Annotated in this window: 18 protein-coding genes, 1 rRNA gene and 1 riboswitch; of the genes, 4 read left to right on the top strand and 15 right to left on the bottom strand. The window is 32.4% G+C overall.

Annotation, left to right across the window (positions count from 1 at the left end; genetic code table 11):
• Window positions 1-9: 9 nt before the first annotated feature.
• Complete coding sequence (locus G9F70_RS12045; RefSeq protein WP_202882645.1) at window positions 10-624, bottom strand: FAD-dependent oxidoreductase; 615 nt, start codon at window positions 622-624, stop codon at window positions 10-12.
• A gap of 233 nt (window positions 625-857) precedes the next feature.
• Window positions 858-985, top strand: a riboswitch (cyclic di-AMP (ydaO/yuaA leader).
• A gap of 153 nt (window positions 986-1138) precedes the next feature.
• On the opposite strand from G9F70_RS12045, the gene G9F70_RS12040 reads away from it, so the two are divergent.
• Window positions 1139-1756 carry a cell wall hydrolase gene (locus G9F70_RS12040; RefSeq protein ID WP_411956001.1) on the top strand — a complete coding sequence of 206 codons (618 nt, stop codon included), beginning with the start codon at window positions 1139-1141 and terminating at the stop codon, window positions 1754-1756.
• 71 nt (window positions 1757-1827) lie between these two features.
• On the opposite strand, the gene G9F70_RS12035 is transcribed toward G9F70_RS12040, so the two are convergent.
• From G9F70_RS12035 to G9F70_RS12025, 3 genes are all read right to left on the bottom strand, one after another.
• Window positions 1828-2325 carry a dihydrofolate reductase gene (locus G9F70_RS12035; protein WP_164946366.1) on the bottom strand — a complete coding sequence of 166 codons (498 nt, stop codon included), beginning with the start codon at window positions 2323-2325 and terminating at the stop codon, window positions 1828-1830.
• A gap of 300 nt (window positions 2326-2625) precedes the next feature.
• Window positions 2626-4158, bottom strand: a 16S ribosomal RNA gene (locus G9F70_RS12030).
• Window positions 4159-4608: 450 nt separating this feature from the next.
• On the bottom strand, window positions 4609-4839 hold the full coding sequence (locus tag G9F70_RS12025) for a glutaredoxin family protein (RefSeq protein WP_164947931.1): 231 nt from the start codon (window positions 4837-4839) through the stop codon (window positions 4609-4611).
• A 326-nt stretch (window positions 4840-5165) separates the two neighbouring features.
• Here G9F70_RS12025 and hydE point away from each other — a divergent pair, with 326 nt between their 5' ends.
• On the top strand, window positions 5166-6221 hold the full coding sequence (gene hydE, locus G9F70_RS12020; RefSeq protein WP_164947930.1) for a [FeFe] hydrogenase H-cluster radical SAM maturase HydE: 1056 nt from the start codon (window positions 5166-5168) through the stop codon (window positions 6219-6221).
• Between the two features lie 32 nt (window positions 6222-6253).
• Here the strand turns inward: hydE and G9F70_RS27000 are convergent, their stop codons facing one another.
• The 4 genes from G9F70_RS27000 to G9F70_RS12005 form a co-directional block, all read right to left on the bottom strand.
• A complete protein-coding gene (locus tag G9F70_RS27000; RefSeq protein ID WP_263484306.1) occupies window positions 6254-6388 on the bottom strand; it encodes a hypothetical protein in 135 nt (44 codons plus the stop codon).
• An 82-nt stretch (window positions 6389-6470) separates the two neighbouring features.
• Window positions 6471-8246, bottom strand: coding sequence for a methyl-accepting chemotaxis protein (locus tag G9F70_RS12015; protein WP_164947929.1), 1776 nt, complete (start codon window positions 8244-8246; stop codon window positions 6471-6473).
• A gap of 368 nt (window positions 8247-8614) precedes the next feature.
• Window positions 8615-9073: a chemotaxis protein CheX gene (locus tag G9F70_RS12010; protein ID WP_164947928.1), complete on the bottom strand. Its 459-nt coding sequence runs from the start codon at window positions 9071-9073 to the stop codon at window positions 8615-8617.
• Window positions 9064-9927, bottom strand: coding sequence for a response regulator (locus G9F70_RS12005; RefSeq protein WP_164947927.1), 864 nt, complete (start codon window positions 9925-9927; stop codon window positions 9064-9066). The genes G9F70_RS12010 and G9F70_RS12005 overlap by 10 nt, the downstream gene beginning before the upstream one ends.
• 389 nt (window positions 9928-10316) lie before the next feature.
• Between G9F70_RS12005 and G9F70_RS12000 the strand changes: the two genes are divergently transcribed.
• Window positions 10317-11465: a double-cubane-cluster-containing anaerobic reductase gene (locus G9F70_RS12000; protein WP_164947926.1), complete on the top strand. Its 1149-nt coding sequence runs from the start codon at window positions 10317-10319 to the stop codon at window positions 11463-11465.
• Window positions 11466-11576: 111 nt separating this feature from the next.
• On the opposite strand, the gene G9F70_RS11995 is transcribed toward G9F70_RS12000, so the two are convergent.
• Both G9F70_RS11995 and G9F70_RS11990 read right to left on the bottom strand, forming a co-directional pair.
• The gene (locus G9F70_RS11995) at window positions 11577-12212 is read right to left on the bottom strand and encodes a flavodoxin family protein (RefSeq protein WP_164947925.1); all 636 of its coding nucleotides are present in this window, start codon (window positions 12210-12212) and stop codon (window positions 11577-11579) included.
• A gap of 16 nt (window positions 12213-12228) precedes the next feature.
• Complete coding sequence (locus G9F70_RS11990; RefSeq protein WP_164947932.1) at window positions 12229-12513, bottom strand: putative quinol monooxygenase; 285 nt, start codon at window positions 12511-12513, stop codon at window positions 12229-12231.
• A gap of 251 nt (window positions 12514-12764) precedes the next feature.
• Between G9F70_RS11990 and G9F70_RS11985 the strand changes: the two genes are divergently transcribed.
• Window positions 12765-13094: a winged helix-turn-helix transcriptional regulator gene (locus tag G9F70_RS11985; RefSeq protein ID WP_164947924.1), complete on the top strand. Its 330-nt coding sequence runs from the start codon at window positions 12765-12767 to the stop codon at window positions 13092-13094.
• Window positions 13095-13107: 13 nt separating this feature from the next.
• On the opposite strand, the gene G9F70_RS11980 is transcribed toward G9F70_RS11985, so the two are convergent.
• The 5 genes from G9F70_RS11980 to abc-f all read right to left on the bottom strand — a co-directional run bounded on the left by G9F70_RS11980 (window position 13108) and on the right by abc-f (window position 17028).
• Window positions 13108-13440, bottom strand: a complete 333-nt coding sequence (locus tag G9F70_RS11980) for an FMN-binding protein (RefSeq protein WP_224617540.1) — start codon at window positions 13438-13440, stop codon at window positions 13108-13110.
• Window positions 13441-13541: 101 nt separating this feature from the next.
• Window positions 13542-13796, bottom strand: a complete 255-nt coding sequence (locus G9F70_RS11975) for a hypothetical protein (RefSeq protein WP_224617360.1) — start codon at window positions 13794-13796, stop codon at window positions 13542-13544.
• Window positions 13765-14988 carry a transposase gene (locus G9F70_RS11970; protein ID WP_224617359.1) on the bottom strand — a complete coding sequence of 408 codons (1224 nt, stop codon included), beginning with the start codon at window positions 14986-14988 and terminating at the stop codon, window positions 13765-13767. Before G9F70_RS11970 ends, G9F70_RS11975 begins: the two co-directional genes overlap by 32 nt.
• 148 nt (window positions 14989-15136) lie before the next feature.
• Window positions 15137-15310: a hypothetical protein gene (locus G9F70_RS11965; RefSeq protein WP_164947786.1), complete on the bottom strand. Its 174-nt coding sequence runs from the start codon at window positions 15308-15310 to the stop codon at window positions 15137-15139.
• Complete coding sequence (gene abc-f / locus G9F70_RS11960) at window positions 15307-17028, bottom strand: ribosomal protection-like ABC-F family protein (RefSeq protein WP_164947785.1); 1722 nt, start codon at window positions 17026-17028, stop codon at window positions 15307-15309. Before abc-f ends, G9F70_RS11965 begins: the two co-directional genes overlap by 4 nt.
• Between the last annotated feature and the right edge of the window lie 502 nt (window positions 17029-17530).

Below are 17530 nucleotides of genomic sequence, written 5' to 3'. Positions count from 1 at the left end.
CTAGGATAGCTACAAGTTTGGTTCTTCTCTATTTAAAATAGTATCCACCATTTCTACTAATGATACTTTAACGCCTAATCTATTCATAGCCTGTGATAATTCTACCCCTATAGCTCCTCCTCCTAAAACAATTATACTCTCTGGGAGTCTTTCCTCTATGAAAATGTTTTCATTTGTAAGGTAATTTATATCCTTTAAACCCTCAATCAGTGGCATCATTGGTGATGACCCAGTGGAAATAATTATCTTCTTAGCCTTGATTTTTTCACCATTAACATTCAAAGTATTTTTATCAATAAATTTTGCAAATCCATTAATATAATCAATGCCATCTCTTTTCAAAACTTCAAGGCTTTCTTCCTCATAAACATTATTAATTACTTTTCTGACTTTTTCTAAAACCTCAGAAGTATTAACCAATAAATCTGAATACTTCTTTGCTACATGTATTTCTTTTGCAATATTTATTAAAGCCTTACTTGGGATGCAGCCATACCAAGTACACTCTCCGCCAGGCTTATTCTTATCAATTAAAACAACTTTTTTCGAAAATCCTTTTGCAGTGTATACAGCAGTTAAGCCACCCGAACCTGCTCCTATTATGGCAATATCATATTCTTTCAATCTAACGCCCCAGTAAATAGACTATTTGTAAATTAAATCGTATTCGATTAATCTTATAAGATTATTATATATTATAGAATAAATTTGTCAACTATATTTATTCTATAATATTTATATTGTTGAAGATACCTTAGCCTCCTAATTTTAGTTTTGTTAAAAATATTAAATACTCATATATTGTAATTTGACCATTTTTTAACATCGATTAATTTGTCGTTTTATGTTACAATATAGGAATCGCATTGCCGAATCTCCTAAATGGAGAACGGGGGATTTCTTATGGGGTGAATCTCTTATTTAGAGTAGGGTGCCTTTAACCCGAATCCGTCAACTAACCTCGCAGGCTTATAAAGGAGGACTCGTTATTATTAAATTAAAATTAAAAACTACTCTGCTTGCTTTAGCCTTAGCTTTAGTTAGTAGTAGCTCCGTATATGCTGCTACATATACAGTTAAATCAGGTGATACATTAGGTGGTATCAGCAAAGCTTATAACACAACTACTAATTTTTTAATGAAAAATAATAAATTACCAAACTACAACATATATTCTGGACAAGTACTCGCTGTTCCAACTAATACTCATAATGTGGTTCGCGGCGACACCTTATATTTCATAGCAAAAAAATATAATATAACTTTAGATAAGTTAAGAATTGCAAATGATAAGTGGGATGATAATATTTATCCTGGGAATGTCTTTAAAATTCCAACTGCTTCAACAACTGGAAAAGCTACACCCCTTAATATTTCTAAAGTTATTTCCTATTCAAATAGCGATGTAGAGCTATTAGCTAGCCTAATCAATGCTGAAGCCGGTGGCGAGAGTTATGATACTATGCTTTCTGTAGGAGCTGTAGTGGTAAATAGAGTTCAAAGTTCCCAGTTTCCAAATAATATTAGTGGAGTAATTAAGGAAAAAAGTAATGGCTACTATCAATTTACTCCAGTAATGAATGGAATGATTAATAAAGCTCCAACTGATATAGCAACGAAGGTAGCCTATGAATCACTAAAAGGTTCAGATCCAACTAATGGAGCCTTGTATTTTTTCGAAAATACTGTAACGAACAAGTGGTTAACTTCAAAAACCGTAGCCGCTGTTAAAGGTAACTTAACCTTTGCTTATTAATTTATGTTGAGTATTTTCAAACTAAAAAAACAAACTTCTACTGTTTTATGGAAGTTTGTTTTTTTATACTTTTATAATAGTTTTTTAATATATGTATTAAAGGTATAATATATATCCTCTTTAAATTGTTGTTTTTCACTTGTTGATTTTTTTTGCCATTGATTATTATTATCTAAATTTGCTAATACTTTATTATGTACATACTCCTTATATATCTTAGTTATGTATGCTTTATCACAATGTGGCATTAATTGAGCATAAATCGATTGACCTCCTATAATGAATATATCTTCCTCATTATACTTTTTCAATTCTTTAAAAAGTTCCTCCAAGGAATAACATAAAATAACACCTTCACAGTTATAACTTCTGTTTTTGGTAAGCACTATATTAACTCTTTGTTCTAATGGCTTTTTATCTGGTAGTGATTCAAGTGTATTCCTACCCATTACAATAACTTTTCCAAGGGTTTTTTCTTTGAAGTACTTCATATCTTCAGGTATTTTCACTAACAATTTAGTGTTGTATCCTATTCCCCAATTTAAATCAACTGCTGCTATTAAATTCATTTGTACCTCCTTTAAATCATCACCTGCTGTGCTGAAATATTAACCACCTCAGAAGCAGATTTACACTCCCACTAAAGTTTTATCTATAATCATTATAACAAAATATTAATAAGATAATCAAAAAAATAATAAGCATTCTAAACACTACGTAGTGATTAAAATACTTATTATTTTTTTGACTATTAGTCTCTCAAAATTAAACAGAAAATAGGTTACGAGTAATTACAGTAGACATTTTGAAAAATAAAATTAATTATTCTTCTTGTTGCATTGACCGAAGTCTTTGCATCTACTCCCTAGAAAGGAGGTGATCCAGCCGCAGGTTCTCCTACGGCTACCTTGTTACGACTTCACCCCAATCATCAATCCCACCTTCGGCCGCTGGCTCCATAAACACGTTAGTGTTAGGTTACCTCACGGACTTCGGGTGTTACCAACTCTCATGGTGTGACGGGCGGTGTGTACAAGGCCCGGGAACGTATTCACCGCGACATGCTGATTCGCGATTACTAGCAACTCCGGCTTCATGTAGGCGAGTTGCAGCCTACAATCCGAACTGGGATGAGTTTTTGAGTTTGGCTCCACCTTGCGGTCTTGCATCTCTTTGTACTCACCATTGTAGCACGTGTGTAGCCCTAGACATAAGGGGCATGATGATTTGACGTCATCCCCACCTTCCTCCCGGTTAACCCGGGCAGTCTCACTAGAGTGCTCAACTAAATGGTAGCAACTAATGATAAGGGTTGCGCTCGTTGCGGGACTTAACCCAACATCTCACGACACGAGCTGACGACAACCATGCACCACCTGTCACCCTGTCCCGAAGGACTTCGCCCATCTCTGGGTTATGCAGGGGATGTCAAGTCTAGGTAAGGTTCTTCGCGTTGCTTCGAATTAAACCACATGCTCCGCTGCTTGTGCGGGCCCCCGTCAATTCCTTTGAGTTTTAATCTTGCGATCGTACTCCCCAGGCGGAATACTTATTGTGTTAACTGCGGCACCGAGGTTCGACCCCCGACACCTAGTATTCATCGTTTACGGCGTGGACTACCAGGGTATCTAATCCTGTTTGCTCCCCACGCTTTCATGCCTCAGCGTCAGTTACAGTCCAGTAAGTCGCCTTCGCCACTGGTGTTCTTCCTAATCTCTACGCATTTCACCGCTACACTAGGAATTCCACTTACCTCTCCTGCACTCTAGACACCCAGTTTCAAATGCAGCACCCAAGTTAAGCTCGGGTATTTCACATCTGACTTAAATGTCCGCCTACGCATCCTTTACGCCCAGTAAATCCGGACAACGCTTGCCACCTACGTATTACCGCGGCTGCTGGCACGTAGTTAGCCGTGGCTTCCTCCTCTGGTACCGTCATTATCGTCCCAGAAGACAGAACTTTACAACCCGAAGGCCTTCATCATTCACGCGGCGTTGCTGCGTCAGGGTTTCCCCCATTGCGCAATATTCCCCACTGCTGCCTCCCGTAGGAGTCTGGACCGTGTCTCAGTTCCAATGTGGCCGATCACCCTCTCAGGTCGGCTACGCATCGTTGCCTTGGTGGGCCGTTACCTCACCAACTAGCTAATGCGCCGCGGGTCCATCTCAAAGTGGAATCTTCTAAAAGAAAAATCCTTTGATGTTAAGGTCATGCGACCAAAACATATTATGCGGTATTAATCTCCCTTTCGGGAGGCTATTCCCCTCTTTGAGGCAGGTTACCCACGTGTTACTCACCCGTCCGCCGCTAATCCACCCCGAAGGGTTTCATCGCTCGACTTGCATGTGTTAGGCACGCCGCCAGCGTTCGTCCTGAGCCAGGATCAAACTCTCAATTTAAAAGTTTACACTTTTTATTTGAAATGAATAATCTGCGCCAACTGTTAAGCTGGTTAGCAAGCTCATTACATACTTTTTTTATCTAAAGTAATTAACTGGTCAAGCGAAATGTTATTTCGCTATTTTACCTATTTCTCTGTTTAATTTTCAAAGACCAATTTAAAATATTCATTCGCCACTGAGTGACTACTCTTTGTATTCTATCAGAATACATTGTACATGTCAACATTTTTATTAACTTTTAAATATTTAACGACATTTCAGAAGGAAAGTCTCCCACTTCTCTAAGTGGAAGTTACATTCTATAATAAAAAGAAAACTTCAGTGGCAGTCTAAATCTCCTTCTGAAGTCGTTAATATGCAGCACCGCAGGTGATGATTTAACGACATTTCAGAATGAAAAAGAAGCTAATGTCTTAGCTTCTTTTTATAACTTACAGCCCTTTACTTTTATAGACTTAGCATAGTAGCAACTTTTTCCTTATCAAAACCCATAACTTCTTCTCCATTTATATTTATTACTGGTACTGATCTATATCCTTTTTTTATAAGTGCCTTTTTTGCTTCTAAATCTTCAGAAATATTGTGCTCTATATATTCAATATTGTTTTCTTTAAAAAACTCCATAGCCATATGACAAAATCCACAACCACTACTTGTATAAATCTCAACTTTATTCATAAATAATCTCTCCTTTACTTTCAATTGCTATAACTTAAATCGTATGCAATTAAACTATGATTTTATAATAACATCTTTCTTTTCTTAAGTCAATAATAATTATTTATTAATTTGTTTTATTAGTATGCTTCTAAATTTAATAATATATTATAATTTTTTTCTGTTTTATCTTTACATATATTTTCAATAATACTATGATAGTTCTAACACTATGTCTTAGGAGGGAAAACAATTGTTAATTGTTTCATACTCAGGATAACTGAAAGGAAATAAGAGTTTATAACTGTTATTCTCCTCAGATGAATACTAGGGGGTGCCATATAATAATGAAGTTATTAGAAATCATAAATAAAGCAAAAACGCAGCATATATTAAACAAACAGGAAATCATCTCTCTTTTAAAGAGCAATGATGCAGACCAAGAACTATTTAACGCGGCTGATGAAGTTAGAAAAAAATTTTTAGGTGATGAAGTCCACCTTAGAGGTCTTATTGAATTCACCAATATATGTAAGCGCAATTGTTTTTACTGCGGACTTCGCCACGATAATAAAAAAATAATTAGGTATAGATTAACAGAAGAACAAATTTTAGACTTTGCCACTAAAGCTAAGTCCTTTGGCTATAAAACCATAGTCCTTCAAGGTGGTGAAGATGATTATTACAATAGTGATAGAATTGTCAGAATAATAAAGCGAATAAAAAATTTAGATTTAGCCCTAACTTTGAGTATAGGTGAAAAAACTTTTGATGAATATAAGACTTTTAGAGATGCTGGTGCTGATAGATATCTTCTAAGGATTGAAACAACAGACAAAGAACTATATGAAAAGCTAGATCCAGGTATGAGTCATGAAAGCAGACTAAATTGCCTGAAGATGTTAAAAGAACTAGGTTTCGAAGTTGGAACAGGTGTTATGGTTGGACTCCCAAACCAAACTATAGAATCCTATGCAGATGACATACTATTTTTCAAACAAATTGATGCTGACATGTTAGGCATAGGACCTTTTATTCCAAATGAAGATACACCCCTTTCAAATGCTGTGGGTAAAGAGTTAACTATGGCACTTAAAGTTATGGCTATAACTCGTATGCTTCTACCAGACATTAATATACCTGCAACAACGGCTATGGAGTCCTTAAATAAAAACGGAAGATTAATGGCCCTGCAAAGTGGTGCAAATGTTGTTATGCCTAATGTTACAGAAGGCGAATATAGAAAGCAATATGCTCTATATCCAGGTAAAATATGTACTGGTGATACTCCCGCTCATTGTCGTAGTTGCATAACAGGTAAGATTACCAGTATCGGAAGAAAAGTTTCAACTAATTATGGATTTAGAGGAAATAAGTCTACTAATGCACATGAAAATGAATAATTCTACAATAAAAAAGAGCCTTAGGCTCTTTTTTAACGGAATGTTTTTTTAGAATCTTTTATTGGCTTATTATTAACTGGTTCATCTTCTGCATCCACAATTCCAGGTTTATTATGTCTCCTATTTAAATCATGCTGTATATTCATTTTTGTAGGTTTATTTGGCATTAAAAACTCCCCTTTCTAGGATTATATTATCCTAGAAGGCTAGTTTTTATTCTATACTTTTTACATTTGAAATTTTTACATATTATAGTTTGAACTTCTGTACTATTTTATCTAATTTAACTACAATCTTCTCAAGATTTTCAGCAGTATTTGATATTTCTTCCATAGCGCTAGTTTGTTCTTCCATAGATGCAGATATTTCCTGCGTTGAAGCTGCCGTTTGTTCTGATATTGCCGACATTCCTTCTATAGATTGTAATACCCTATCTTTGTTTTTATCTACATTATTAATATTACAACCCAATGTATCAATTTGAGTAATCATATTAATAATAGATTTTTCAATACTATCAAAAGATTTTTGTGACAACTCCATGGATGAATTTGCTTCTTTATTAATATTTGCCCCCTTATTTATATTTGTTGTTACTTTGCTAATTTCCCTTTGGATTTCACCAATCATAGTTGTAATTTCATTAGTAGCTTCTGCGGTTTTTTCTGCAAGTTTTCTTACCTCATCAGCCACTACTGCAAATCCCTTCCCAGCTTCTCCAGCTCTAGCTGCTTCTATAGCAGCATTTAATGCCAAAAGATTTGTTTGTTCTGCTACAGCTTGTATAGTGCTTATAATTTCTCCGATGGAATTTGATTTATTTTGGAGCACGGATATATTTTCTACTACTTCTTCATTAGACTTGTTACTTTCCTTAAATCTTTCAGTAAGCACTTTCATAGATTTTAATCCCTCTGCATTTACTAATTTGGTCTCATTAGAATAACCCTTTAAAATCTCTGAACTATTCACAGCAGTATTAATTTCTTCCGCAAGATTTGATAAGTCACTAGCACCACTTTGTGCATCTTGTACTTGATTTGTTGCTCCCTTTGCTAGCTCTTCAATTGCCACGGATACCGCTTCTATAGATTGGACAGTTTCATCCGTAGCAACAGCCATATCTTTTGAATATTGAAGAACCTCCTGAGAGTTATCTCGCAAATTAATAGTGATTTCTCTGAGTGCACTCCTTAAATCAGCAACGGCTTGTGCAATAATTCCTGTTTCATCCTTATATTTTAAAATTCCTTCATAACTTTTGTCATAAGCTAAATCAAGTTTTGCTGTCTTGTTCACTAGCTTACTTATAAGCAAGATAGGATTAGATATTTTTTTACTGAAATAAAATGAAATAATTACAGATAATCCAACAATAACTATAACTAAGACCATAAAATTAATTACACTTTCATAAAAAGCTTTTTGCAAACCCGCTTTTTCTCCTGCAATAAATTTGTCCATATCATCAACGTAATTTCCTGTACCTATAACCCAATTAAAAGCTTTAAATTCCTTACTGTATGCTCTCTTTGGAGATGCTACTTCTTCCCCTTTTTTAGGAAACCAATAATCTGTATATCCGCCTCCGTCTTTTAATCCATTTTCTATAATTTCTTTGATTATATATTTCCCTTTTACGTCCTTTAGCTCATATCTATTCTTACCTTCAGCTTCCCCACCAAGAAGTACCACATTTACTCCTTCAACGGTATCTATCCAAAAATATCCACCTTCACCATATTTCATTTCACGTGTTAAATCAGCACCAAGTTTTTTAGCTGCTTCTAATGTGATTTCTCCACCCTCATATTTCTTATTAATCACCTCTAACATAGTTATAACATTTTCTACTCCGTTTTTAATTTTTTCATCATAATCTTTCCTAACAGTTACATCAATTATTGTAACCGTATTCTTACTAAGCAGTGACATTCTATAGGTTGCCATTCCTCCGATTAATAGTGCTGTGAATAGTACAACTAAAATATTTAAAGCTATTATTTTAGTACCTATTTTTTTCATCTAAAATCACTCCCATTTCTTTAGTATGTTTTTTTCATTTATATTAATATTTTTACATTTTTTCTTTGTGTATTTGTTTATTCCTCGCATAATTATATATGTAAAATAATTCCTTATCCGTTAGCTATTAGCTTATAATTTTTATATACTAGATATTACATACTCAACACTCCCCCCCTCTAATCTACTTATTTAGTCAACTATTCCAACTAAATAAGGGGCTTTTTAAAAATAGGAATAATTTCTACTTTTTAAAAACCCCTTCTCTACTAACAAATATTATTCGCAGTTTTATATTATATTAAAGGCATATCAATGCTTTTATCTATATTTTAATGAATTTCATCTATTATTATTATTATTGAACATTAATCAAAGGCAATATTAATTTCAATTGGGATATTGTCAACAAGAAGGCTAACACATAAAACTGTATCAGTATTCATCTTTGCTTCAAAATCGCTTCCATGCATTAATGTTGGGGTTGAAATGTTAATAGTTGTTCCATTTTCAGCAAAATTGGTACTAGCATTTGCAGTGAGCATATTTGAAAGCTCTGATAAAGCACTTTGTGCCATATCGTCTAGTTCATGAACAGGCATACCCATCATCATTACTGATGCAATTTGTTTTGCACTTTCATCCGTTAGTGAATAAATAATATTTCCTTTAATATCCCCAACTATACCTAAGATAATCATTACGCCTAAACTTTTAATACTTTTTCCTTTAACACTAACTCCCTGTTTTTTAATCTCTTTAAACCCGAGCTGAGGCATTACATTCAAAAATGAATCTATAAATGGATTTACAAGATTTACATCCATTCATTAGCCCCCCTTTTAAATCCTACATTTAAACTTATCTCTCCAAAAATCGTTTGTGCGATTATGGATTTAGCATCAAGTATTGTTCTAGATACATTCAGGGAAGTTCCGTGAAATATAGTTGGTGGAGCTACCCTAAACCCAAAAACACTATTTTTACGATTTAATAAGGAGCAAGCATTTCCTGAAATAATATTAGCGAATTCACCCATCATAGCTAAGGATTCTTCCGTGTTCTTCATTTCTCTTTTCAAGGCACACTTAGTCATAGCCTCAGCAGTTTCATAAGATAAATCAAGAATCATACTGCCACAATATTTTCCTATTACTCCCACAACAATAGAGATACCTCTTGACGCTTGCGTTCCATTTACTGTAACTTCTTTTTCAAAAGATGGAGCTTCTTTTACTATTCTATTCATATTGTCAGAAAATACTTCTTTAAATACATTAAAATATATTTCTTCTAAATCATCAAATAATTTTTCATCCACCATAGCCCTTTGTATCGCTGTTGCAATTTCATCAGGTTGTACAGGTTTTTGAACATATCCTGACACCTTATTTTCTCTAGCTTCCGTTACAATTTCATCATCCATCATTGAGCTAACAATAATCACTTTTATATTAGGGTCTATTTTATGAATCGCTCTAGTACATTCTAATCCGTCAGTTCCTGGCATGGTCATATCCATAGTTACCAAATCTGGCCTTTTATCTTCAACCACTTCTATTGTTTCTTGTAGTGAACTAGCATTTCCAATTACCTCAAAACCCTTTTCCGTTAAAATTTCAGTAAGGATACTTATTGAAAAAGGTGAATCATCTACAACCACGATTTTAATTTTTCCCATTTTTACACCATCCTTTGTTTTTATTATATATTTTATTAAAAAAAATGAATATAAATACTATTTAACTTTTAATTAACTAAATATGTATTTTTTTATAATGCAAATCAATATTTTAATTACATTATACACGAAAAACCACAAATATTCACCATCAATTTACCTAATATTCTAAATTAATCTAGAATTTTTTTTACAGTCACATTTAGTAGTATTTTCGAAACCTTTCTACAATAGTATGGGGTTTTCTCAAAAAAAAATCTTCTTTATAGTTATTTCAAATAGATAATAGTTAATCAATATAAAAATCCTATTAGACTTCATAATATAGAAATTCTATAATTAAAGTGTTATGGAATAATTTTAGAAAGTTTTAAGGAGGGTTACGCACTATGAATGATTTGCCTAAAATATTTAATGAATTCAATGAAGCAAGACAAAAAGGGTTTGTTGATGTGAAAAATTTAAAAGATGGTGGAAAAAAAATAGTAGGAACTTATTGTACATACAGTCCCTGGGAGCTTATTATGGCTGCAGGTGCTATTCCTATTTCGCTTTGCAGTATGAGTGATGAGCCTATTGCTGAAGCCGAAAAACATCTTCCAAAAAATTTATGTCCACTTATTAAATCAAGCTATGGTTTTGGTTTAACAGATAAATGTCCGTATTTTTATTTTTCAGATATGATAGTTGGAGAAACTACTTGTGATGGAAAGAAAAAAATGTATGAGTATCTCGGAAAAATTAAACCAATGCACGTAATGCAATTACCGCAAACTAACAAGGGAGAGGCTGCCTTTAATGCTTGGAAACATGAAATGATTTTATTTAAAGAGAGATTAGAAAGTGAATTCGGAGTAGAAATCACGGAGGAAAGGCTTAAGGAAGCCATTAATCTTAGAAATAGAGAAAGAAAAGCACTAATAGCTTTTTATGAACTAGGGAAAATGTGCCCACCTCCTATTACTGGAACTGAAATGCTTCAAGTGTTATATGGGGCTACATTTAAAACAGATAAGGAAGCCCACATAAAAACGCTTACAAAGTTCACCCAAGATATAAAAGAAGATTATGAAAATGGAAATAAAAAAGTAAGTGAAAGCAGAAAAAGGATATTAATTACTGGTTGTCCTTTAGGTGGGGCTACTGAAAAAATCATTAAACTCATAGAGGAAAATGACGGTGTAGTTGTTTGTTATGAAAACTGTACAGGAATAAAAGCAAATCAAGAATTAGTAGATGAAAGTATAGCTCCAATAGATGCACTTACTAAAAAATATTTAAATATACCTTGTTCATGTATGAGTCCTAATGATGGCAGAATAAGATCTCTTTCAACTTTAGTAGATGAATATAAAGTAGATGGTGTAATAGATGTAATTCTACAGGCCTGTCATACTTATAGTGTGGAAAGTTATTCAATCAATAAATTTATGAAAGAAGAAAAACATACTCCATATATGAGTTTAGAAACAGATTATTCTCAAAATGATGTAGGACAACTTAAAACAAGAATTGCTGCATTTATTGAGATGCTATAATTTATAAACTTATATAAACAAATTAAAAAGAACTGCTCATATCTAAAGCAGTTCTTTTTAATTGTATAAAATACTATATAACTTACTAATCTCATCAATCATTATAGAATATTAACGAATGAAATTCATGAATATTTTATCTTCTCTCTCTGGTGCTTTAATATTTCCTTTTCCATTTTCAACCAATTTCATAAGCCATGCCATATTTTTACCAAGCACTCTCATAATTTGAGCACCTTCTTCATCTTGCAATGCATCTCCTGGTCTTGTGCCATTAATTACATTCCAATAATTTGAAGTTGGCATTAACATTTCCGAATAATTAATAAAATTATTTAGCTGATTAAAAGTTGGAATCCCGCCTGCACGCCTTACAGCAACAACAGATGCACCAACCTTATGTCTTAACATTCCATTATTATTACCTGCAACATAAAAAGCTCTATCTAAAAATGATTTCATAGTTCCTCCCATGGACGAATAATGCACAGGGGACCCTAAAATTATTCCATTTGCCCCCTTCATTTTTTGAATCCAATCATTAACATCATCATCTGGAAGCACACATTTCTCATTTTTATTTTTTGCACATTTATTACAAGCAATACATCCTCTAATTGACTTGTTACCTACATGAATGATTTCTGTTTCTATTCCTTCTTTTTCAAGTTCACTTAAAACCATTTTTATTGCATAATAAGTATTTCCCTCTTTATTTGGACTTCCGTTAAATGCTACAACTTTCATTTATTATTCCTCCTAATTATACCCTTTTATATAAATTGACCTCTGACTGGCTTTGCTTTAGCTCTCCAAATTTTGGGACAATACTAGTAAAATGTTCTGAGTTATTATGAAGATTAATTGCTTCACTATTTTCCCATTCTTCTATGAAGGTTAATATATTACAATTATTAGAATCCTCATATAAGTTGTAAGATATACACCCACTTTCTTTTCTACTTTCATTTATAAGTTTTTCTGCTAAAAGTTTAAATTCTTCTGTTTTTCCTTGTTTTATTGAATTTTTTGCAACTATAGTTATCATTTTAATTCCCACACTCCTTTGTATTTTGCTAAATTAATTACACTTACACTAAATAGTATACGCTATGAAAATATATGTAACAAGTACGCACTTATTTGTAAGGTAACTTACCAAAAGGTATGAATTGTTGCATTTACAAAGATTTTCAACATTTTTTTTCCAATCAAATTGATACTATAACCACCATAGTGTATAATAGTACTTATTTATGATGTTTTTAACTCATAAATCTTTCATAGGTAGGTGTATATATGATCACATATAATGGTAAAAAATACGTTTGTAATATAGATCTTGGAGTGGAATTAATTCGTGGTAAATGGAAAGCGGTTATCTTATGTCACCTAAATGATGGTCCAAAGAGATTTTTAGAACTTCAAAGAATAACTTGCGGTGTTAGTCAAAAAGTTCTTAATGAAAAATTACGAGAATTAGAACGAGATGGATTAATTAGGAAAATAATCTATGCTGAAGTTCCACCTAGAGTTGAGTTTCTACTAACTGAAATAGGTGAAGACCTTTTTCCAGCCTTAGAAATGATTCAAGATTGGTCAATTAAATATTTTCCTAATGAAAATTAATTGCAAATGGACACTAGTTAAACAAATTATAGCCTCTCCTATTTAGGAAGGCTATAATTTTAAAATGTATTAACTGTGTTAATTTATTTAATGCATTTTCAATGGCCTTTAAATATGCTTTGGAAGTTACTATTGCCCCCGAAATAACATCTACATTAGTATTTTGTTTTTTTATAACTTTACTTAGCATAGCATTAGTAACCTCAGGTTTTGGGATGGAAACATCCTTAGCCACATATAATTTAATTATTTTATGACCTTTAATTGTTATATTCATCTCATTTGTCCATCTTCCAGCATTATATTTTCCATTGTATATTCCATCACTTAATGATAACAAATTCACATCATTAATAACTAGGTTTACTCCCGATTTAAGTCCACGGGTAAGAACAAAATCTCCCTACGGTCGAGTAAAAACCCTTATGCCAAGCAAATATGATAATTTCATCGTCCTTTAATTATCATATTTGCATCACATTCTGGGCATAGAACAATAGGACTACCACTCTTCTTGTCAAATTCCTCAGGTGTATAACATTCAAACGCAACAAATTCTGGTACCTCTTCTTCATACCCACATTTCTTACATTTAAAAAGTATCATCTTATCGGGCCCCTCTGTTTGAAATGGTATCTCCCTTTCATCCATTTTAATTTTAAAAATCCTTTTAATACGTTCCCATATCATAAATATACCCATACTTTCTGTGCCAAATTTGGAATAACTCCATTAGCTGACCGCATTTTGAACATTTCCCTGGATCTTTAGAAAAATTAATAATCATTAATTCTCTATACTTCATTTTTCTTATTTCCTTTTTCCAATTTATTTTTAATGTGTACTGAATTGCTTTAAGCCCACTTTTTATGTATTGCAATAAACCAAAACATTTTCTAATCTTTATACTTATACTTCCAGCATATACTCCATATAATCTAACCATTTTAAAATATTTAGGCGATATATGCATTAGTAACCTGCCTATAAACACTTGTGCCGTAACTGTTTCTTCTACTCTCTCATTAGTTTCATGACTCTTATACCAAAACGTTACATTTTTCCCATCATAGCTAAGTATTCTATATTCTGCTATCGCAGGTCTTGCTAAATATCTACCGATATATCTTGCTGCACCTCTTGCACTTTTCATTCTTGATTTGGCATTTATGTAAAATCCGTTAGGATAATCTTTGAACATTTTTAAGTACTCTGCTTTTTTATCTGGGTTTTTACTAACCATATAATTTATTAATTTGTACTGCCAAACTTTTCTAAAATATTTATAGTCAAAGAATTCCATATCCTTAACTTCATTATCCCTTGTTTTTATTTCTGGAACCAATGCATGCACATGTGGGTTAAACCCTATATTCCTTCCAAAAGTATGCACTACGCCAATCATTCCACTTTGCCAAAGCACTCCACCTTTTTTGCTTCTTTTCTTCTTTTTATATTCTTCTCTATTTTTATAGTTTACACCATTTGCAAACTCATTTATAACCTCATATACCATGTCTTGCAGGTCTTTCAGACTCTCTCTATTCCAAAAAAAATATTTTCTGTACTCAGTCGGTATCGTAAAAACACAATGCCTATGTGGAACATCCAAGATTTTACTTACTTGTTTCTCTACCCATTCGCTTATGTATTTTTTACCACATTTACTACAAAACCTACTTTTACATGTAAATCCTATTTTAAATACTTCCAGACATTTTAAACATATGTACGCAACAAAACCTAATGAAATATCTCCACATCCTATCATTTTCATTACTTCGATATTCATATGTTCTCTCATCTTTTCAGGATACTTTTCTTTATTCAATTTCCAAAACTTTGAATAATTATCTTCAAATATTTGTTTTATGGTAATCTTATTTTTTCTCATGATTTAATCATCTCATATTTATCTGATTTTTTCTATATATCTTTTAGCTAGAATGTTATCCACAGCGGCTTCCGCAAGCTGTTTCCTATATAAGAACAAAGTTTAAAAATGGAAAAGAACTGCTCAGCTTAAGCAGTTCTTTTCCATTTTATAAAATACTGTATAACTTACTAACCTTTTCAAGCATTATAGAATATTCACTATACTTTTCACTAGGAGTATCTTTATCAATAGATCCCTCAAATTCAATGATTTTTTCTTCTAGTTGTATAATTTCATTTTCTACATTCCCTGTATTTGTAGCATCATCTTTATTTTTCACCTCACAATTTGGGGGAGCTTTGATATTCCCTTGTTTTTACTATTTGGTCCCACTGATTTAATATCTCTTGATTCAGCCCCTAACTTTAATTTTTTACTATTTTTATAAAAGTCATAATTTCCATTATAAGAAATAATCTTACCTTCTGATGTAACTTCTAGTATTCTGTTAACACAGTTATTTAGATAATACCTATCATGAGATATAGCAATAACTGTCCCCTTAAATTCCACAATAGCCTTTTCTACGGCTTCTCTTGCCTGAATATCTAAATGATTAGTTGGTTCATCTAATATCAGACAGTCAGAATTTTCTAATATTATGCAAGATAAATATAGCCTTAGCTTTTCTCCACCACTTAAAACTTTTATTTTCTTATATAAGTCCTCTCCATAAAATTTAAAATGCCTTAGATGTTCTCTTACTAAATTGAGATTCATTTCTTTCCTAGACAATATTTCCTCCACTATAGTTCTCTCTTCATCTTGAAAATTAATATCCTGACTTAAATATGAATACTTAACCCATTCTCCAATTCTCACAAAACCCTTATAATCACTATCCTCCCCTAAAATAATTCTAATCAAGGTAGTTTTACCACATCCATTGGCACCAATTATTCCTATACGTTCTCCCCCTCTTATATGAAAATTAGCTCCATTAAATAAAGAAACATCTCCAAATGATTTTTCTAATCCTTCTGCCCATACTATATCTTTGCTAACCTTCTTTAATTCCTTAAACTTTAGTTTTATTCCATCATCTCTCTTAAGATGTTCCATTTCTTTTAAAATTTGTATATCTTTCTTAAGTTCTTCATTTATACGAACAACTGTCTTATTCCTACTTTTAGCAGCTCTGATTTTCCCCTTGTTTTTAAGTTCATCATTTACTCTATTTATATTTTTCATTTTCCAATTTAAAGTTTTTTGTTCCTTTAACGCATAGGCTCTAAGAATGTCTTTTTGCTGAATAAAATTCGAGTAACTGCAACTTTTTTCTATTATAGTTCCTTCCTGAAGTTCAGCAATTCTTGTTGAAACACCCTCTAAAAAATATCTGTCATGGGACACAAAAAGTACTCCACCTTCAAACTTTTTAAGAAATTCTTCTAACCACTCTAGTGCATTAATATCAAGATGATTAGTTGGCTCATCTAATATAATTAAATCTGGTTCCGTTAATATCATTCTTGCAATAAGCACTCTCATCTTTTCTCCTCCGCTTAAATTAATTAAAGGAATTGATAAAACCTCTTTTCTTAATCCAAGCCCCATTAAAATCTTAGTAATTTTCTTCTCAATGATATATCCATCTACGGCCTCATATTCTGATAAAGCAATAGAATAACTATTCATTAGCCGGTGATATTTTTCGCTGTTATAAATTACTGACCCCATATCTTTTTCAATTGTCCGCATTTTATTTTCAAGTTGTATTACTTTCTCATAATACAATGCTGTGTTTCTTTGCTCTTCATCTCTTATTTCAAACATGTCTTGTGACAGATATGCCATTCTTATATTTTTCGCTACAATTACCTTTCCACTATCAGAGTTTTCTTGCCCAGTCGCTATCCGAAGTAGCGTTGTTTTTCCTGATCCATTTGCTCCAATAAGTGCCACTTTTTCGCCTCTTTCAATTCTTAGATTAACATCCTTTAACACCCCTTGATTTTTATACTCTTTCCTAATGTTTTCAAATACTAATAAACTCATATTTTCCTCCTCCATTTTTATAATATTTTTTTGTAAAACAAAAAGACCGCAAAGTAAAAACACCTGCGGTCTTTTATAGGTATGCAAGCTGAAAATAAAATTCCAACTTACATATCTATTGGAAAGGAACAAATTCTAGAAAATTCATTCCCCTTTATAGCTTTGTAATCTTAATTTAGAAATACAAAACTATAGCCCAATATCAATTAAATTTTAACAACATAAAATTGTATAAAATAAAATTAAAAAGCCGCGGTATGGCTATGCCATCCGCAGCTAAATTTACACGCTAATAAAATTGAGTATGACAAAAAACATCAAACACAAAAGCGTACTTAATTACCAGATAAAGATGCCTTAAATTAAATATAACAAAATAAAGATATACATCCAGATTTCTAAAAATGGACATAACTATCCAGTGAAAATATATATTGATTTAAAAATTCACTTTAATTTATTATATTCCAGCATCGGCCATTTGTGGTAATCAGCTCCGGAC

The organism is Clostridium sp. FP1 (genome assembly GCF_011065975.2).
In the GTDB taxonomy this organism is placed as follows: Bacteria; Bacillota; Clostridia; order Clostridiales; family Clostridiaceae; genus Clostridium_AD; species Clostridium_AD tagluense.
This window is presented reverse-complemented; position numbering and strand designations above follow the sequence as displayed.